The 16,489-nt window shown below is 64.6% G+C and carries 9 protein-coding genes; 6 read left to right on the plus strand and 3 right to left on the minus strand.

The genetic code is table 11. The features are described 5' to 3' along the window. Nucleotides 1-20: 20 nt before the first annotated feature. The 4 genes from ABQ039_RS10585 (at nt 21) to ABQ039_RS10600 (ending at nt 5,953) form a co-directional block, all read left to right on the plus strand. Nucleotides 21-3,113, plus strand: coding sequence for a sensor histidine kinase (locus ABQ039_RS10585; protein ID WP_184609436.1), 3,093 nt, complete (start codon nt 21-23; stop codon nt 3,111-3,113). Beyond that, nucleotides 3,106-3,747 carry a response regulator transcription factor gene (locus ABQ039_RS10590; RefSeq protein ID WP_024939195.1) on the plus strand — a complete coding sequence of 214 codons (642 nt, stop codon included), beginning with the start codon at nt 3,106-3,108 and terminating at the stop codon, nt 3,745-3,747. The genes ABQ039_RS10585 and ABQ039_RS10590 overlap by 8 nt, the downstream gene beginning before the upstream one ends. 413 nt (nt 3,748-4,160) lie before the next feature. Next, nucleotides 4,161-5,288 (plus strand): Cache 3/Cache 2 fusion domain-containing protein, encoded by a 1,128-nt coding sequence (locus ABQ039_RS10595; protein WP_184609432.1) that lies wholly within the window; start codon nt 4,161-4,163, stop codon nt 5,286-5,288. Between the two features lie 44 nt (nt 5,289-5,332). Continuing rightward, nucleotides 5,333-5,953, plus strand: coding sequence for a hypothetical protein (locus ABQ039_RS10600; protein WP_184609430.1), 621 nt, complete (start codon nt 5,333-5,335; stop codon nt 5,951-5,953). A 90-nt stretch (nt 5,954-6,043) separates the two neighbouring features. Here ABQ039_RS10600 and ABQ039_RS10605 read toward each other — a convergent pair whose 3' ends face one another. Beyond that, nucleotides 6,044-6,607: a TetR/AcrR family transcriptional regulator gene (locus ABQ039_RS10605; RefSeq protein WP_154832108.1), complete on the minus strand. Its 564-nt coding sequence runs from the start codon at nt 6,605-6,607 to the stop codon at nt 6,044-6,046. An 86-nt stretch (nt 6,608-6,693) separates the two neighbouring features. Here ABQ039_RS10605 and ABQ039_RS10610 point away from each other — a divergent pair, with 86 nt between their 5' ends. Next, nucleotides 6,694-7,437 (plus strand): SDR family NAD(P)-dependent oxidoreductase, encoded by a 744-nt coding sequence (locus tag ABQ039_RS10610; RefSeq protein ID WP_104589926.1) that lies wholly within the window; start codon nt 6,694-6,696, stop codon nt 7,435-7,437. Between the two features lie 593 nt (nt 7,438-8,030). Here the strand turns inward: ABQ039_RS10610 and ABQ039_RS10615 are convergent. Further along, nucleotides 8,031-8,687 (minus strand): nucleotidyl transferase AbiEii/AbiGii toxin family protein, encoded by a 657-nt coding sequence (locus tag ABQ039_RS10615; protein WP_184519000.1) that lies wholly within the window; start codon nt 8,685-8,687, stop codon nt 8,031-8,033. Then, nucleotides 8,684-9,175, minus strand: coding sequence for a helix-turn-helix domain-containing protein (locus tag ABQ039_RS10620; protein WP_184456040.1), 492 nt, complete (start codon nt 9,173-9,175; stop codon nt 8,684-8,686). The genes ABQ039_RS10615 and ABQ039_RS10620 overlap by 4 nt, the downstream gene beginning before the upstream one ends. Nucleotides 9,176-9,387: 212 nt before the next feature. Between ABQ039_RS10620 and ABQ039_RS10625 the strand changes: the two genes are divergently transcribed. After that, a complete protein-coding gene (locus tag ABQ039_RS10625; RefSeq protein WP_184609428.1) occupies nt 9,388-16,020 on the plus strand; it encodes a DUF3320 domain-containing protein in 6,633 nt (2,210 codons plus the stop codon). Nucleotides 16,021-16,489 lie beyond the last annotated feature (469 nt).

Here is a 16,489-nt window from a genome sequence, read left to right on the forward strand (position 1 = left end):
TCTCGCCCGACAATGCTGCAATGCCGCGCGAGCCCCCCAACCGATCCCACCTGCTCTGGCGCCTGTGCGTGGCGGTGATCGTTGTGATGTGTAGTTGCGGGTGGCCGTGCAACACCGTGTACGCCCAAGGCATCGCCGCAACGCGTGCGGGGCTGCTGCAATTCCACCACACCGCCTGGAGCACCGAGCGCGGCGCACCGGCCGATATCTGGGATATCCAGCAAGCCGAGGCCGGGCCATTGTGGCTGGCGACCGGATTTGGGCTGTTTCAGTTCGATGGCGACCGTTTCGCGCGGCAGGCGGCGCCGGATGGCGAGGCCTATGCATCGCACAACATGACCACGCTTGCGCTGGCGCCGGACGATACCGCCTGGATCGGCTACTTCAACGCCGGCATCGATCGCGTTGCCGACGGTCACCTGACGCACTTCAGCCCGGGCAAGGACGTGCCAGCCGGCATGGTGTTCCGCATTGAGCACGATGGCAGTGGGCGCTGGTGGGCCGCCATCGATGGCGGTTTGTGCTGGTTCGATGGGCAACGCTGGCAGCGTGCAGGCGCCGACTGGGGCTACACCGCCGAGCGCGCGCATTGGCTGCTGCGCGATGTGCGCGGCACGCTCTGGGTCAGCGACGGTACCCAGATTCTGTCGTTGCGGCCTGGCGCCAAACGCTTCGAACCCAGCGGCCAGCAGGTGGGTCTCTACGTCACCATGGCCGAAAGTCCGGGCGGAGCGATCTGGGTCGCAGACCCGTACCGCGGCGTGTTTGCGTTGACCGATGCGCAGGGCCACGTGCTGCCCGCCACGGCCCGTGCCCGGCTGCAATTTCCCGGGCTGTCCGCGCGGCGCATCCGGTTCATGCGCGATGGCGCGCTATGGGGCAGCGACTACGCGGCGCATGGCCTGTTCCGGATCGCCTTGCCCACATCGCCCACGCCGGTGCTGGAACGCTTCGGAACCGTACAAGGCCTGACCTCGGCCACTGCCGGCCCCTTGCTCGAGGACCGCGAAGGCAATCTGTGGGCCGGCACCAATCTGGGCCTCAACCGGTTCCGACACCGCGCGTTGCTGCCGTTGGCGTCCTTGCTGCCGGGCCAGGCGATGGCCGTGGCGACCTTCAATCCCGCCCCGGGCACCGCCGCACGCCCGCTCCTGGCCAGCCTGCGCGATGGCCGGCTGCTGGCCTTGAGCCGCGATCGCGTGGAAGGTTTGCAGCGTGGTGCGTCCCACCACATCCTGGATGTGCCGGCGACCGCCAATGGCTGGGTGCTTGGCGAGCACGCCTTGCTACGTCTGCAGGTCGGCCGCGTGCAACCGGTGGCGCTGCCGCTCGGCCTGGCGACCGGCGCCATCCGCGCCTTCGTCGTGGACAACCGCAACCATCCCCGGATCTGCCCGGATGCCGGCGGCCCCTACGCTTTCGACGGCAACGTCTGGCAGCCGCTGCCCGATCTGCAGGATAGCCCGTGCACGGTGCTCGCCAATACGCGCGATGGCGGCCTGTGGATGGGCACCATCAAGGGCGATGCGCGCCTGCTGCAGGGCCGGCAGGTGACGCGCTACAGCGCAGAAGATGGCCTGTCGGTGGGGCCGATCACCGCCATCTGGCAAGGCCCGTCGCTCACGCTGGTCGCCGGCGAAACCGGGCTGGCAGCGCTGGGCGCCGACGGCCGGTTCCGGCAAGTGGCCGATCAGACCAATCCGCTCCTGCAGGGCATCACCGGCATCGTGCAGGACCGGCACGGCACGCTGTGGTTGAACGGCAACCGCGGTGTGGTGCAGATCGCTCAACGTGCGCTGCTACAGAGCGTGCAATCGGGCTTGGTCAGCCCGGCGCTGCGCCTGTACGACATCATGGACGGGTTGCCCGGTGTCGCCCAGCAGGCCACACCGGTCCCCACGGCCATCGCCGCCGACGACGGCCTGTTGTGGTTCACCACCAACCAGGGCCTGGCCTGGCTGGACCCGGAACAGACCTACCGCAACCCCACCGCGCCGGAGGTCTTCATCACCGACGTGGTCGCCGACGACCGTCCCTACCCGCGCACCGCCGGGCTGCGCCTGCCCAAGTGGACGCACCGCCTGCGCATCGGCTACGACGCTGTGAGCCTGACCCGGCCCGAACGCGTGCGCTTCCGCTACCGGCTGGAGGGCGTGGACGCGCAATGGCAGGACGCCGGCAACCGTAACGAGGCGTTCTATACCAACCTCGCGCCCGGCCGTTACCGCTTCCGCATTGCCGCCGCCAACAACGATGGCGTGTGGAACGCGCGCGGCGACGCGCTGGATTTCGTCATCGAAGCGGCCTTCGTGCAAACCTGGCAATTCAAGGTGTGCGTTGCGCTCGCCCTGCTGCTGACGCTTGCGATGCTGTGGCGCATGCGCACCCGGCGTATTGCCGGACGCCTGCGTGCACGCCTGGAAGAGCGCTACCGCGAACGCGAACGCATCGCGCGCGAGTTGCACGACACCTTGTTGCAGGGCACGCAGGGCCTGATCCTGCGGCTGCATGCCGCCAGCCGCTCGTTGCCGCAGGACGACCCGCGGCGGCTGGAGCTCGAACAGGCGGTCGACCTGGCCGAGAATGCGCTGGTCGAAGGCCGCGACCGCGTCAACGGCCTGCGCGACAGTTATTCGCTGCGCCAGGATCTGCCCGCCGCACTGCAGCGCGCACGCGAGGCCACCATGCCACCGCCGTCTGCCGAACTGCAGGTGTCGGTCGAAGGACGCCCGGTGGCGCTGCGTCCGATGGTGGCCGACGAAGTGTTCCAGCTTGGCCGCGAAGCATTGGCCAATGCCGATCGCCATGCAGGCGCCGCGCGCATCGCGCTGGAACTGCGTTACGGTTCACGTGACTTCGTGCTGCGCATCCGCGACGATGGCTGCGGCCTGGATCCGGACGTGCTGCATGGGCATGCACGCACCGGCCACTGGGGGCTGACCGGCATGCAGGAACGCGCCAAACGCATCGGCGCCAAGATGCAGTTGTGGTCGCGTCCAGGCAGCGGCACCGCAATCCAGATCACGCTTCCGGCCCGCACCGCCTATGCGACGCCACCGCGCTGGTGGTGGCGATTTCGACCTGCACGATCCACGGAGAGCTCCAATGGCTGAGATGGTCAAACCGACCGACGTGCTGGTGGTAGACGATCATCCGCTGCTGCGCGACGGTCTCAGTGCCATGCTCGCCGCCGAACACGACATGCGTGTGGTCGGCGAAGCCGAAGACGGCGAACAGGCCGTGGCCTGCTACGCCAGCCTGCGCCCGGACGTGGTGCTGATGGATCTGCAGATGCCGCGCGTGGATGGCGTCGAAGCCATCCAGCGCATCCGCCGTGTCGACCCCGCCGCCAAGGTCATCGTGTTGACCACCTATACGGGCGATGTGCGTGCGGTGCGCGCACTGCAGGCCGGCGCCTGCGGCTATCTGCTCAAGAGCGCGCTGCGCCGCGAGCTGGTCGACACCATTCGCGACGTGCGCCGCGGCCAGCGGCGGCATGTTCCGGCGTCGGTGGCCGAAAACATCGCCGCCCACGTGCTCGACGACGCGCTATCCGCCCGCGAGACGGAGGTACTGAGCCTGGTGGCCACCGGATGCTCCAACAAGCAGATCGGCAATGCCTTGAGCATTTCCGAAGAGACGGTCAAGGCGCATATGAAGAACATCCTGGCCAAGCTCGGCGTGCGCGATCGCACCCATGCGGTCACCGTTGCCCTGCGCCGGGGAATCCTGTCGCTGGAAACCTGAGCCGCCTGCGACCAGGCAGATCGCAAGCGCAGGTCGCTCTTCAAACACCGCTACATCCGGTCATCGCGGTAGCGCGGCAACGGCAGGCGCGACACAAAGACGCCACCGCGCGCATCGGCCGGCTCACCGACGGCACCGCGATGGATCGCCCCTGGAGGGCTAGCCGATCTTGCCGCCCACCGCGCCCGCCAGCCCGAACTCTGTAACCCGGTCCACCATTCTTGAACACAAGGCGCACAATGCGATCGACGCGCACTGTCAAATCGATCGGCTTGAGCTATCGTATGCACCGCCAGCGGCGTGGGGGCCGCTTCAGCATCATGCGCAACAGCCGATAACGGCTAGGTCCGACCGCTGCCGGGGGGCTGCGACGGCGTTCGATCCAATCACTAAACGCGTTCAGGGGAATTGCGATGCTTCGTCACTCTTTGCGGGTGCGCCTGCTGTTGCCGGTGCTGGCCTTGGTGCTGGTCGTGGTGGTGGCACTGACGGTCATCCTGGCCATTACCGAAGCGAACCGGGTCAAGTTCGAGACCGGCGACGCGATCGAGCGCCAGTCGGTGTCCTTGCAGACCCTGTTCTCGGTCACCCGCGCGATGATGCTCGATCGCGTCAATTCCTCCATGCGCCAGCTGCGCAAGGAAGCCAACGCACACGGCGCCGCCAGCGTCGGCAACGAAGTGCGCGTGGGCGAGCGCAGCGCCAACGACCTGCTGCTGGGCCAGAAGGCGCAGGCCAACGTCTTCGACATGCTCGACGAGGTCACCGCCATCCACGAAGGCACCGCCACGCTGTTCTCGCGCACCGGCGATGACTTCGTGCGCATCTCCACCAACGTCAAGAAGGACGACGGCAGCCGCGCCATCGGCACCTTGCTCGATCCCAACGGCCAGGCCGCCGCCAAGCTGCGCAACGGCGAAAGCTTCTACGGCGTGGTCGACATCCTCGGCAATCCGTACGTCACCGGCTACGAGCCGATCTTCGCCGGCAACGACAAGCGCGTGATCGGTGCCTGGTACGTCGGCTACAAGGCCGACACCCAGGCGCTGGAAAACGTGGTCAGCAGCCGTCGCGTGCTCGACTCCGGCTTCATCGCCGTGTTCGACAGCAAGAACAAGCTGCGCTTCCAGTCCACCACCGGTGCCACCACCGACACCGCCACCATCGAGCGGATCGTCAAGGAAACGCCCAACGACTGGGTCGTCACCAAGCAGGAAGTGCCCGATTGGGGCTTCACCCTGGTTTCGGCTTATCCCAAGAGCGACGTCAATGGCGTGATCGTGCGCCAGTCGCTGTGGATCGCCGGCATCGGCCTGCTGGTGTGTGCGCTGTTGCTCGGCCTGCAGTGGGCGTTGATCTGGAGCCGCGTGTTGCGCCCGATCCAGCACCTGACCACCGTGGCCGAAGAGCTGAGCCTGGGCAAGTGGAACCACACCATCGACGAGGTCAACCTCAAGGATGAAATTGGTACCCTGGCGCGCGCCATCTCCCGCCTGTCCAACAGCGTCCGGCTGGCCATGGAGCGGCTCAGCAAACGCTGAGCTGCGCGCACCCATTCCGTACCAGATGATGCAAGGAAGACGCCATGTCCACTGAATTCCGTCCGCTGATCGAGGTCCTGCGCGAGCTCAAGGCGCTGGCACTGAAGAAGGCGTCCGGCTTTCTGTTCATCGTCACCGAGGAGAATCACTCCTGCATCATCCGCCTCAATGCCGGGCAGATCGAGGAAGTGGTGTTCCGCATGCTGCGCAATGACGAGGCGGTGCAACGCCTCACCATGGTCAATGCGGCCAAGGCCCGTTTCCAGGCCGACCCCGGCGCCGGCATGGGCAAGCCCTCGCTGCTGAGCGACGACTCGCGCCAGTGGTTGATGGGCGGCTTCGAACAGGATCTGGGTGGTGCGCCGGCACCACCGCGTGCGGCGGTTGGAGCGGCCCAGGCACAGGCCGCAGCAACGCCGCTCGCCGCACCGAACGCAGCACCTGCAGGCGCTGGCTCCCCACCCGACGAGCGCGTCCGCGATGCACTGGAAAAAGTCGCGCTGAATTATCTCGGCCCGATCGCGGGTATGCTCTGCGACGAAGCCTGGGACGCATCGAGCGACATCGAACAAGTGCTCAATCAGCTGGGCGCCAACCTCTCCACGCCGCAGGAAACACAGAAGTTCATGGCCGATGCGCGCGTGGCGCTGGCCAAGCTGCGCTGACAGGCAACTGCAGTGGATCCAGGATCAAACCGCGCATTGCGCGGTTTTTTTTCGCGCCCACTCGTGCGGAGATAGCGGAATTATCGCTGGCTAATCCAGACTTTTCACGCTTATGCCATTCAAGAACAAGTCGACGAAATGCCCGATACGCGATTTCGATGATTGGTCATTTTCGACTGCAAGGGAGATGGCAGTCACCACGCAAATGAAATCCTCATACGTGACGTCGCCACGGATCGCACCCGCGTCCTGCCCGCGCTGAAGCAGCCGGCGCCCTTCATCGGTGATCGCATGACAGCCGGGTGTCCCGCATTGGATAACAGCCCCGATCGAAGCAGCAAGGCTCTGATAAATGCTCGTGTTCCTGGCAAGTTCTTCCAGGTACGCGCGTACCGCCTCGCCTGGAGCAAGGTCTCGGTCGCGCGCACGGCTGGCTTGCGCCAGCGACAGGAAACGCTCGTTGCTGGTCGCGGCTAACAGTGCCTCGCGCGTGGGAAAGCGACGATACAGCGTACCGATGCCGACACCTGCGCGCTTGGCAACTTCCTCGAGCGGGACACCAGCTCCTTTTTCCAGAAAGAGCGCTTCAGCTGCAGAAAGGATGAGTTCCCGATTTTTCTGCGCGTCAGCCCGAAGGGCAGGTTCATCACTCATACGTTTTCCTCCCTCTCTTGTCAAGTGGAGGTTACCTCCATATCATAAGTGGAGCAATCCTCCACATTTGAAGAAGGCACCGGAAGATGACGAACCGTTTCGAAGACAAAGTGGTGGTGATCACGGGGGGCAGCGACGGCATCGGCCTGGCAACGGCGAAGCTGTTCGCAATGGAAGGCGCGCACGTGTACATCACCGGGCGTCGGCAGGACGCACTTGCCGAGGCCGTCAAGGAGATCGGCTACGGAGCAGTCGGTGTGCAAGGCGATGTCACCAATTCCGACGACGTCGCGCGGCTTTACGAACGCATCCAACGCGATCACCACAAGGTCGATGTCGTGTTCGCCAATGCGGGCATCTACGAGGTCGTCTCCCTCGATGCGATCGACGCTACGCATTTCGACACGACCTTCGACGTCAATGTGAAAGGCATGGTGTTCACCGTGCAAAAAGCGCTACCGCTGATGACTGCGGGCAGCGCTATCGTCCTCAACGGCTCCATCGCCGGCAGCAAGGGCCTGCCAGGCCAGTCTCTTTACAACGCCAGCAAGGCCGCGGTGCGCTCGTTCGCTCGAAGCTGGACCACCGACCTCAAGGAGCGAGGCATCCGCGTAAACGTCGTCTCGCCTGGTGGCACGCAGACGCGCCTGATACGCAGCTACCTCGATTCGCAGCCCGAAGTTGAAGAGGCGCTGAGCAAGAGTGTTCCGCTCGGGCGGTTGGCCGAACCGAACGAGGTAGCACGGGCAGTCCTCTTCCTGGCATCCAGCGAGAGCAGCTTTGTCGCCGGCCATGAGCTTTTCGTCGACGGTGGTGTCGCTGCAGTTTAGGCATTGGGCTAGGCGCGTGCGGTGCATGGCGATCCTGCTTGTCGAAGCCGTGCGGATCGTGCAGGCATGACTGCGGCTCTGGTCGAAACGCTTCGTCGAGCGCAGGGTATCCCGCTATGTGGTCTTGTTTGACGCAGAGACCTGACGCAGCCCGCGCGTCTAGGGCACGGTCCTGTCATCCAGCAACAGCACGAGCGCAGGCCAGCATCCCATCATCCGCGAAGGTCGAACGTACCTAAGTGCAGCACGCCTCACCCTCCCCCGCCAACGGCGGGGTCCGGGCGCATGCGCACCCGGACTATTTCACCATCATCGATACTTGCGTCATCTTTTCGACGACCGGCGACAGTCCTCGAAAGGCCGATGTCACTCCTCCTCTGTCATCAACGGGCCTCGTAAATCCCTATGATTTAAGGGATTTCTAGTGAGGGATTTCTAGTGATCGACAAATGTATACCGTCGCGATCTACCGTCAAAACACGCGTTTAATGCTGGTGCGGGTTATAGAGCGACCTGCGCGGCGTAGACACTTCCGGGCTTATTGTCGATTTAGCGCGCTCCACTACGACCGGGAACGACCACACGCTAAGGGATTACAGTTCGCCCAGGAAATCCCCGACCACGGCGACGCAATGATCGAAGCTGGGCGTGTAATCCAGCATGGCGATGGCCTTGAACGCGGCGCGCAGGCCGGCATGCGGCGCTTGGATCTGGGACAGAAACGCCTCCCGATGGCGTAGGAGAAACGGCGTCGCCGCCAGAAGCTGCTGAGGCTCGCGCTCAATCACGAGCGCCAGGTCGAAAAGATCACGCGCCGTGACCCGATCGCCACGGTGATACATCTTCTTGGCAATGATTTCGGCGGCTGTCTCCACCTTCACGGCGCGACCGCCGATATCCCAGGTGTCCCAGGCGTCGTTCAGCAGATTGGGAGCGGCAACGAAGTCGACCTCGCCCTCCTCGAACTGCAGTTTGACGAAGGCGCCTGGCTGCTCAGTATAGTCCTGCGTCAAGTCCGCCGCCGAGTCGCTCAAACGAGGCGTGACAAAGCCGAGGTACTGCGGATCGGGCACGAAAATGTCGATATCCTTGCTCAGCCGATGGCGGTGACGGAACATCAGCACGGTTCCACCGCCCAGGGTCCAGAACGGGTCCGTGATGCCGCCGTACTGGCTGATCTCGTCGATCAGCACCAACGCCCGCGGGAAAAGCCTCTCCCATGGACCGCCGGGCAGTGCCACGGGCTTCATGCCCACAGCGCCCGACGGTGCACGGACAAGGACCCGGCCAGCTTCGCCACGTTGCGCCAGACCTGCCTTGGCGGCAGGTGTGCACGCGAGGCCGCCTCTTCCACGGCCATCACGACGATGGGCACAGGCGCCTCGTCGAGTAAATGTGTCAGGTGAGGGGCAAATGGAGCAGGCACTTCGCCACTCGCCAGGGCCTGCTCCAGCGCCTCGGGCGCCAGTTCACGTGCATAGCTGACGCTCACCGTCTTGGCCGCCATCCACAGGCCGCGCTTCTTACGCCTCGCTTGCGTATCGAGCTTGGGACTGTCCAAGCCCAGTACCGCCGTCACCTGCCCCACACGGTTGACGCCAAGATCGCTCAGCGTGCCATTTTCCAGGCCGACCAGGGTCTGGCGAGACAGTCCGCTCAAGTGTGCCAACTGCGCCTGGGACAGGCCCAGCTCAGTGCGCCGGGTCCGCACGGTATGGCCGATATCGATGAGGTTCATGGCAGGCGCGATCGCTAGGTTAAATGTCTAATATTTTTTACATAATATACCCAGTTATCACCACCTGCAAGAAGGCAGATTTGGCAAGCCGTCGTCCCTATTTCGCTGCGATGGCTCTTATCTAGCCGATATCTTTGCCAACTGGCGCTAATATCCTGGCAGGGCGTAACGGGGCGTAATGCGCGTTATGACAGGGCACTGCAGGGGATTCCATGGACGAGACACAACTGGAAGATTCGGCCACCGCTGCCGAATTGAAAATCGACGTTACCCTGATCGCCAAATTGAACTTGGCGGACTTTCAAAATGCGGTCCCACTGTTGCGGGATCTCTGGCTGGTCAACGAGACCGATCAGAAGCATGAGCAGGTCGAGTTGGTCCTGACGTCCGATCCGCCCTTTCTGAAGCCGCGCCGTTGGCGGATCGACGCGCTGGCCGCGGGCTCCCGCTATCCGATCCGCGACCTGGACCTGAATCTGGACGGCGGATTGCTGGCGCGGCTAACCGAGGCCGAGACGGCCACGGTCTCGCTGGCCTTGCGCTCCGTGGGCGCGGATGCGTCCATCCCGGCCCTCGCGCAGCGCGACAGCCATCTGGAGCTGCTGCCACGCAACCAATGGGGCGGCATCTCGCATCTGCCGGACTTGGTCGCCGCCTTCGTCCAACCCAACGATCCGGCCGTGGATCGGCTGCTCAAGCGAACCGCCGAGGTGTTGCGGCAGAACGATCGCAACCCCGCACTGGATGGCTACACCGGCGGCGCCAAACGCGCCTGGGAACTGGCTTCGGCCCTCTGGGGGGCCACGGCTGGCATGCAGTTGGACTATGCCCTGCCCCCGGCCAGCTTCGAGCAGTCGGGCCAGAAGGTGCGCAGTCCCAGCCAGATCGAAAGCTCGGGGCTGGGGACGTGTTTCGACCTCACGTTGCTGTTCTGCGCCGCACTCGAGCAGGCAGGGTTGAACCCCCTGTTGGTCTTCACAGAGGGCCATGCCTTTGCAGGTGTCTGGCTGCAACCAGAGGAGTTTTCCAACACGGTCGTCGACGACGTGACCGCTTTGCGCAAGCGCCTCAGGCTCAAGGAACTGGTGCTGTTCGAGACCACCCTGATCACCCAGCGCCCCACTGTCCCTTTCAGCTATGCCACCGAACGCGGTGCCCAGCAGGTTGATGAATCTCAGGATGCGGGATTCCGCCTGGCTGTGGACATCCGCCGGGCGCGGCTGCAGCGCATCAAGCCATTGGCCAGTGCGGAGACGGCAGTTGCTACGGCGTCGGACACCGAAGGGTCACCGTCCACGCCCGCCGTGCCAAAGATCGAAGACGCGCCTGACCTGCCTGACAACGCGCCGGCCAATGCGGAAGATGCCAGCCAGCTCGATCCCAAGGACCGGCTGCTTCGCTGGCAACGCAAGCTGCTGGATCTGTCGCTTCGCAACAACCTGCTCAACTTCAAGGCCGGCAAGAAAGCACTCAAGCTGGAAGCACCGGACCCTGGCGCGCTGGAAGACCTGCTGGCCAGCGGCCAGTCCCTGAAGCTGCGCACGCGTCCGGACCTGATGAACGGTGCCGATCCGCGCGATCAGACCATCTACGAAGCACGCGAACGCGAGAACGTGCGCCGTGCGCACGCGCTGGAAGCCCTGCAGAAAGGCGAGGTTTTCGTTGGCGTTCCCGAGATCGAACTCGATTCACGCCTGGTCGATTTGTTTCGCAGCGCTCGCACGACTTTGCAGGAAGGTGGTGCCAACACGCTTTATCTCGCCCTGGGCTTCCTGTCCTGGACCCGCGAAGACCGTGACGGTCAGCGCTACCGCGCGCCCTTGATCCTGGTGCCGGTCAGCCTGCAGCGCAAGAGCGCCCGCTCGGGCTTCACGCTCAGCCTGCATGACGACGAGCCCCGCTTCAATCCGACCTTGATCGAGATGCTGCGCCAGGACTTCGAACTGAGCCTGGGCACGCTCGAAGGCGAACTGCCGCGGGACGATGCCGGCCTGGACGTCGCTGCGGTATGGAAGGCTGTCGGCCACGCCATCAAGGACATCAAGGGCTGGGAAGTGACCGAGGACGTGGTGTTGTCCATGTTCTCGTTCGCCAAGTACCTGATGTGGAAAGACCTGGCCGAGCACAGCGAACAGTTACGCGAGAACCCGGTCGTGCGCCACCTGCTGGACACCCCGCGCGATGCCTATCCACTGGGCGCTCCGTTCCCGCAAGTGCGCGAACTGGACCAGCACTTCGACCCCAGGCAGGTGTTCTGCCCCTTGCCGGCGGATTCCTCGCAGTTGTCAGCTGTGCTGGCCGCCTCGCAGGGCAAGGACTTCGTCCTGATCGGTCCACCGGGGACTGGCAAGAGCCAGACCATCGCCAACCTGATCGCCCAATCCCTGGCACAGGGCCGACGCGTCCTCTTCGTATCCGAGAAAATCGCGGCGCTGGATGTCGTCTACCGGCGCCTGCGTGAAATCGGCCTGGGCGAGTTCTGCCTGGAACTGCACTCGAGCAAAGCCCGCAAGCTCGACGTGCTGACGCAGTTGCAATCGGCTTGGTCCAGCACTGGCCAGGCCGATGCCGAGCAATGGCGGGCCGAGGCTGAGAAACTCAAGCGCCTGCGCGATGCGCTGAACATCTATGTGGAACGCCTTCACCAGCGTCGCCGCAACGGCTTGAGCCTGTTCGGTGCCATCGGCACCGTCAGCGCGGGACACGACGTCCCGACACTTCACGTGGCCTGGCCCTCGGCCGATCAGCACGATCATGCTGGCATCGAACAGTTGCGCAGTGCCGTGGACCGCCTGGAAGTCAACGCACAGGCCATTGGCCATGCCGCGCTGGCGCAGCACCCCTTGGCCCTGGTCGGCCAGGGAGACTGGTCGCCCACCTGGCAGCAGCAACTAATCGCCACTGCACGTGATGTGCTTCCCGCCGCCCAGGCGACGATCGAATCCGCCCAGGCGTTTGTCCAGGCCGTCGGCCTGCCCTCGCCCACCTTGACGCCCGAAACCTGCGAAGCGCTGCTGCTCCTGGCCCAACGCCTGCCTGTGGCGGCGGGACATGATTGGCGCTTTGTCCTGCGGCCCGACGCACGCAGCCTGAGCCAACGCCTTCAGGAAGGCGCGGCACTGGTGCGCCGCCATGCGGAACTGAACATACAGCTGTCCACGCCGTGGCCCGCTTCTGTCATAACCGCCTGCGCCGACGGGCTGGCCCTGCTCGCCGAGCACCGGCAGACTCGCGCAGAACTCGGCGAGCCCTGGCCGATACGCATCACCGTGCAGCTCAACCAAGGGCTGGGCTTGCTGGCCCAACTCGGCGAGCACCACTCGGCACTATCGGCTCCCTACGGCAAGGCGATCGAACAGCTCGACGTCGCCCAGTTGCAGCAAATGTGGGAACAGGCCGAGCAGACGTTCTGGCCCAAGTCCTGGCTGGGTAAACGCAAGGTCACAGCACAACTGTCCAGCGCTATCACAGGCGGCGCGCAGCCCGACGTCGCCAACGATCTGCAGCATTGGAAGGCCATCCGCGCCTTGCGCCAGCAGATCCAGGCCATCGCTCCAGGCCAGCAATGTGCGGACGTCTGGGCAGGACTGGAGACACAAGAGGACAAGATACGCACGGCCCTGCGCTGGCAAACCGCCCTGGCCGCCGTACGCGAAGGCCAGCCCTGGGAGGACGACGGCTTCGATGCCATCGCCAACGGCCAATGCGGGGCCGCCCTGCAAGCCGATCTGCAACGAGCACGGCGACTGCGCCAGCTCGACCAAGACATTGCGGCACAGGCATCGCTGGAAACGGCGACCGACGGCCTATGGGCAGGCCACGCCACACCAGTCGACCGCATGCGTGCCGCACTCGACTTCCTGAGCGACTGGCGCAGCCATGCCCAGCTAGGTGCGTTGGATGCCCACAACTTGGTTGAGGAAGGCGCTTGCGGCCCCACGCTGACACGTGACCACCAAACGCTTCGCCAGCGGGCCGATACGGAACAAGCACTGGCCGCCCTGGACGACTTGCGCGAGTCCACCGCAGGCCTGTGGAAAGGTCTCGCCACCCACCTGGATGACCTCGAGCAGGCCTGCCAGCTCCGAGAGGATCTGGCTGCCGTGCTGGCCCGCCTGGCCACCACGCCCGAACAGATCTCTGCCTGCAAGGCACCGCTGCATACGCTATTGGGCGATGCCAATGCACTGCTGGAGCCCGGTGGTCGAATCGTGCTGGCCGGCGCTCGATACGTGGAGAAATGGGAACAGCTACTACCCCGGCGCGAGGCACTCGCGACAACCGGACATTTTGCCGAGGCCGCCCAGGCGCAGTGGCAGTCCATATCACTCGACGGGCTGATCGAGCAAAGCCAGTCCATCGTGCGCGCCGAACACGGGCTGCGCAGCTGGTGCGCATGGCGCCAGGCGCGCGACGAGGCGCTCGCACTCGGGCTGGCCACCCTGGTCCAGGCCATCGAGCAGGGCCAGGTCGGCCCGGACCAGGCACGCCGAAGCTTCGAGACCAACTACGCACGCTGGTGGCTCAACGCCGTGGTCGATCACGAGCCGGTCATTCGCGGCTTCGTCAGCGCCGAGCATGAACAGCGCATCCGCGATTTCTGCGAACTCGACGAACGCTTCACCGCCATGACCCGGGACTGGCTGCGCGCCCGCCTGTGCGCCGACCTGCCCTCGCAGGACAACGTCAGCCGCAACTCCGAATGGGGGCTGCTACGGCACGAAATGGGCAAGAAGCGCGCGCACCTGCCCTTGCGCGAACTGATGGCTCAGATTCCCGTGGCGCTGACCAAGCTCACGCCCTGCTTGCTGATGAGTCCGCTGTCCATCGCGCAGTATCTCCAGGCCGGAGCCAACGCGTTCGACCTGGTGATCTTCGACGAAGCTTCGCAGATCCCGGTCTGGGACGCGATCGGCGCCATCGCCCGCGGCCGCCAGGTCGTCATGGTCGGCGACCCCAAGCAGTTGCCGCCCACCTCTTTCTTCGACCGCGCCGAATCCGGGCTGGACGACGAAGACGTCGAGGCCGACCTGGAGAGCATCCTCGACGAGTGCATCGGCGCCAACTTGCCGACACGGAATCTGAACTGGCACTACCGCTCCCGTCATGAAAGCCTGATTGCGTTCTCCAATCATGCCTACTACGACGGCGAACTGGTCACCTTCCCCTCACCCGTCACCAACGATCGCGCGGTCAGCCTGCAGCCGGTCTCAGGCACCTACCAGAAAGGCGGTGCGCGGACCAACCCGGCCGAAGCGAAGGCGCTGGTCGCCGACGTGGTGGCGCGCCTGACGGCGCCCGGTTTCCGCGAAATCGGGCTTACGATTGGAGTGGTCACCTTCAATGCGGAGCAGCAAAAACTGATCGAGGACCTGCTCGACGAGGCACGCCGCCAGGATCCAAGGCTAGAGCCCTATTTCGCCGAGAGCGAACTGGAGCCGCTGTTCGTCAAGAACCTGGAGAGCGTGCAGGGCGACGAACGCGATCTCATCTATTTCTCCATCACCTACGGCCCGGACCCCGCAGGCCAACTGGCTATGAACTTCGGTCCACTCAACCGCCAAGGCGGCGAGCGCCGGCTCAACGTGGCTATCACCCGCGCGCGTCACGAACTGCGCGTATTCGCCAGCGTCCGCGCGGAGCAGATGGATTTGGCGCGAACCCAAGCCATCGGCGTGCGCGATCTCAAGCACTTCTTGGAATTCGCCGAACGCGGCGCTCGCGCGCTGGCGGAAGCGAACAGAGGCAGCCTGGGGGGCTTCGACAGTCCCTTTGAACAAGCCGTGGCCACCGCCCTGACCCGGCGCGGCTGGCAGGTCCAGCCACAGATCGGCGCCTCCTCGTTCCGCGTCGACCTCGGCATCGTCGATCCCGACGCCCCCGGACGCTACCTGGCCGGTGTGGAATGCGATGGCGCCACCTACCATCGCAGCGCCACCGCGCGCGACCGCGACAAGCTGCGCGAGCAGGTTCTGCGCGGCCTGGGATGGGACATCGTGCGGGTCTGGTCCACCGACTGGTGGATTGATCCGGCCGGCACGCTCGACAGGCTGGACGCCCGGCTGCAAGCCGTGCTCACGGCCCAGCGCAAGCGGCGCTCCGAACAGGCCGAGCACGAAGCTGAGGCCGAGCGCCTAGCGCAGGCGGCCATCGCGCAAGCTATGGCGTCAGTAACGAAGCCAGACGAGGAAACGGCGGCCCCAATCCAGGATGCGGGTCCGGTCGCACCAGAAGTCCCGGCGACAGCTCCATCGCAGCAAGTCGAGGAAGTCTTTGCTCGCCAGGTCTCCGCAGCACCAGCCCATGCCGGTATCGCAGAAACAACGCCACCCGAAGCCTCGCTCTATCGGGTCACCCACCCGGCCGAAGCGGTCGCCGGCGCTAATCCCGATCGCTTTTTCGACGGCGATTACAACGACACCCTACTGGCCATGATCGCCCACGTCATCGATCATGAAGGCCCCGTGCTCGACGCCCTGCTGGCTCGCCGCATCGCCCGTGCCCACGGCTGGGTACGTACAGGCGGGCGGATCCGCGAACGCGTGTTCCAACTTGCTCGGGCCCGCCATCGGACGACGGATGAAGAGGTCGGCACGTTCTACTGGCCCGAGCATCTTGATCCTGCAACGGAGCCGCCTTTCCGAGCGCCTGCCGACGAGGACAGCGTGCGAGCGGTCGACGAGATCAGCCTGCAGGAACTGGCTTCGCTGGCCCGTGCTGTGATCGCACAAGGAACGAAAGACGAAGCTGTGTATTACGCAATGGCGCGGAGACTGAGCCTCCAGCAGCTGCGGGCCTCCAGCCGAATGCGCTTGGAGCAGGCCGTGCATTCGACAGGGCATTAGGTAGACATTCTCAGGAGGGGAGCCATGCCACACCAGGAGGCGCTATCGTCGAACCCGGAACAGGGCCTTGCAACGCCCAAGATGGTCCCGGCGGAGCCTTGGCCGCAGGCATCCTCCGAGAGCAGCGAGTGATTGGATGGCGCCACAGAACTACTTGACCTGTCACGTCAGCAGCGCAACCTGCTACTCCTGCGGCCCATCTTCCAACTCGAGCGCTACAAGGCGATGCTTGGTGATGAGGCTAGTGGGGACAGGACACTGTTCCACGGCATCGATGCCCACTACCTCGCGTTGTCAGCGCAAATGTGCAAGGCCACGAAGATGTCCATCGCCTGCCGCGACAGTAGGAAGGTCTGGATCCGACCTCCGGGGGGCTTACCGTCAGTTCTGTCGCCGACCCGTTCTGCTGGTCGGCAATAGCCACAGATAGAAAACTCAACTTATACTTTTATAATCAAAAAGTTAAGTT

The sequence above is a fragment of the Xanthomonas sp. WHRI 6108 genome (assembly GCF_040202385.2).
In the GTDB taxonomy this organism is placed as follows: Bacteria; Pseudomonadota; Gammaproteobacteria; order Xanthomonadales; family Xanthomonadaceae; genus Xanthomonas; species Xanthomonas arboricola.

Excerpts from the sequence above, each read along its gene's own strand:
- ABQ039_RS10585 (WP_184609436.1), top strand. The coding sequence starts at position 21 with ATGCCGCGCGAGCCCCCCAACCGATCCCACCTGCTCTGGCGCCTGTGC.
- ABQ039_RS10590 (WP_024939195.1), top strand. The coding sequence starts at position 3,106 with ATGGCTGAGATGGTCAAACCGACCGACGTGCTGGTGGTAGACGATCAT.
- ABQ039_RS10595 (WP_184609432.1), top strand. The coding sequence starts at position 4,161 with ATGCTTCGTCACTCTTTGCGGGTGCGCCTGCTGTTGCCGGTGCTGGCC.
- ABQ039_RS10600 (WP_184609430.1), top strand. The coding sequence starts at position 5,333 with ATGTCCACTGAATTCCGTCCGCTGATCGAGGTCCTGCGCGAGCTCAAG.
- ABQ039_RS10605 (WP_154832108.1), bottom strand. The coding sequence starts at position 6,607 with ATGAGTGATGAACCTGCCCTTCGGGCTGACGCGCAGAAAAATCGGGAA.
- ABQ039_RS10610 (WP_104589926.1), top strand. The coding sequence starts at position 6,694 with ATGACGAACCGTTTCGAAGACAAAGTGGTGGTGATCACGGGGGGCAGC.
- ABQ039_RS10615 (WP_184519000.1), bottom strand. The coding sequence starts at position 8,687 with ATGAAGCCCGTGGCACTGCCCGGCGGTCCATGGGAGAGGCTTTTCCCG.
- ABQ039_RS10620 (WP_184456040.1), bottom strand. The coding sequence starts at position 9,175 with ATGAACCTCATCGATATCGGCCATACCGTGCGGACCCGGCGCACTGAG.
- ABQ039_RS10625 (WP_184609428.1), top strand. The coding sequence starts at position 9,388 with ATGGACGAGACACAACTGGAAGATTCGGCCACCGCTGCCGAATTGAAA.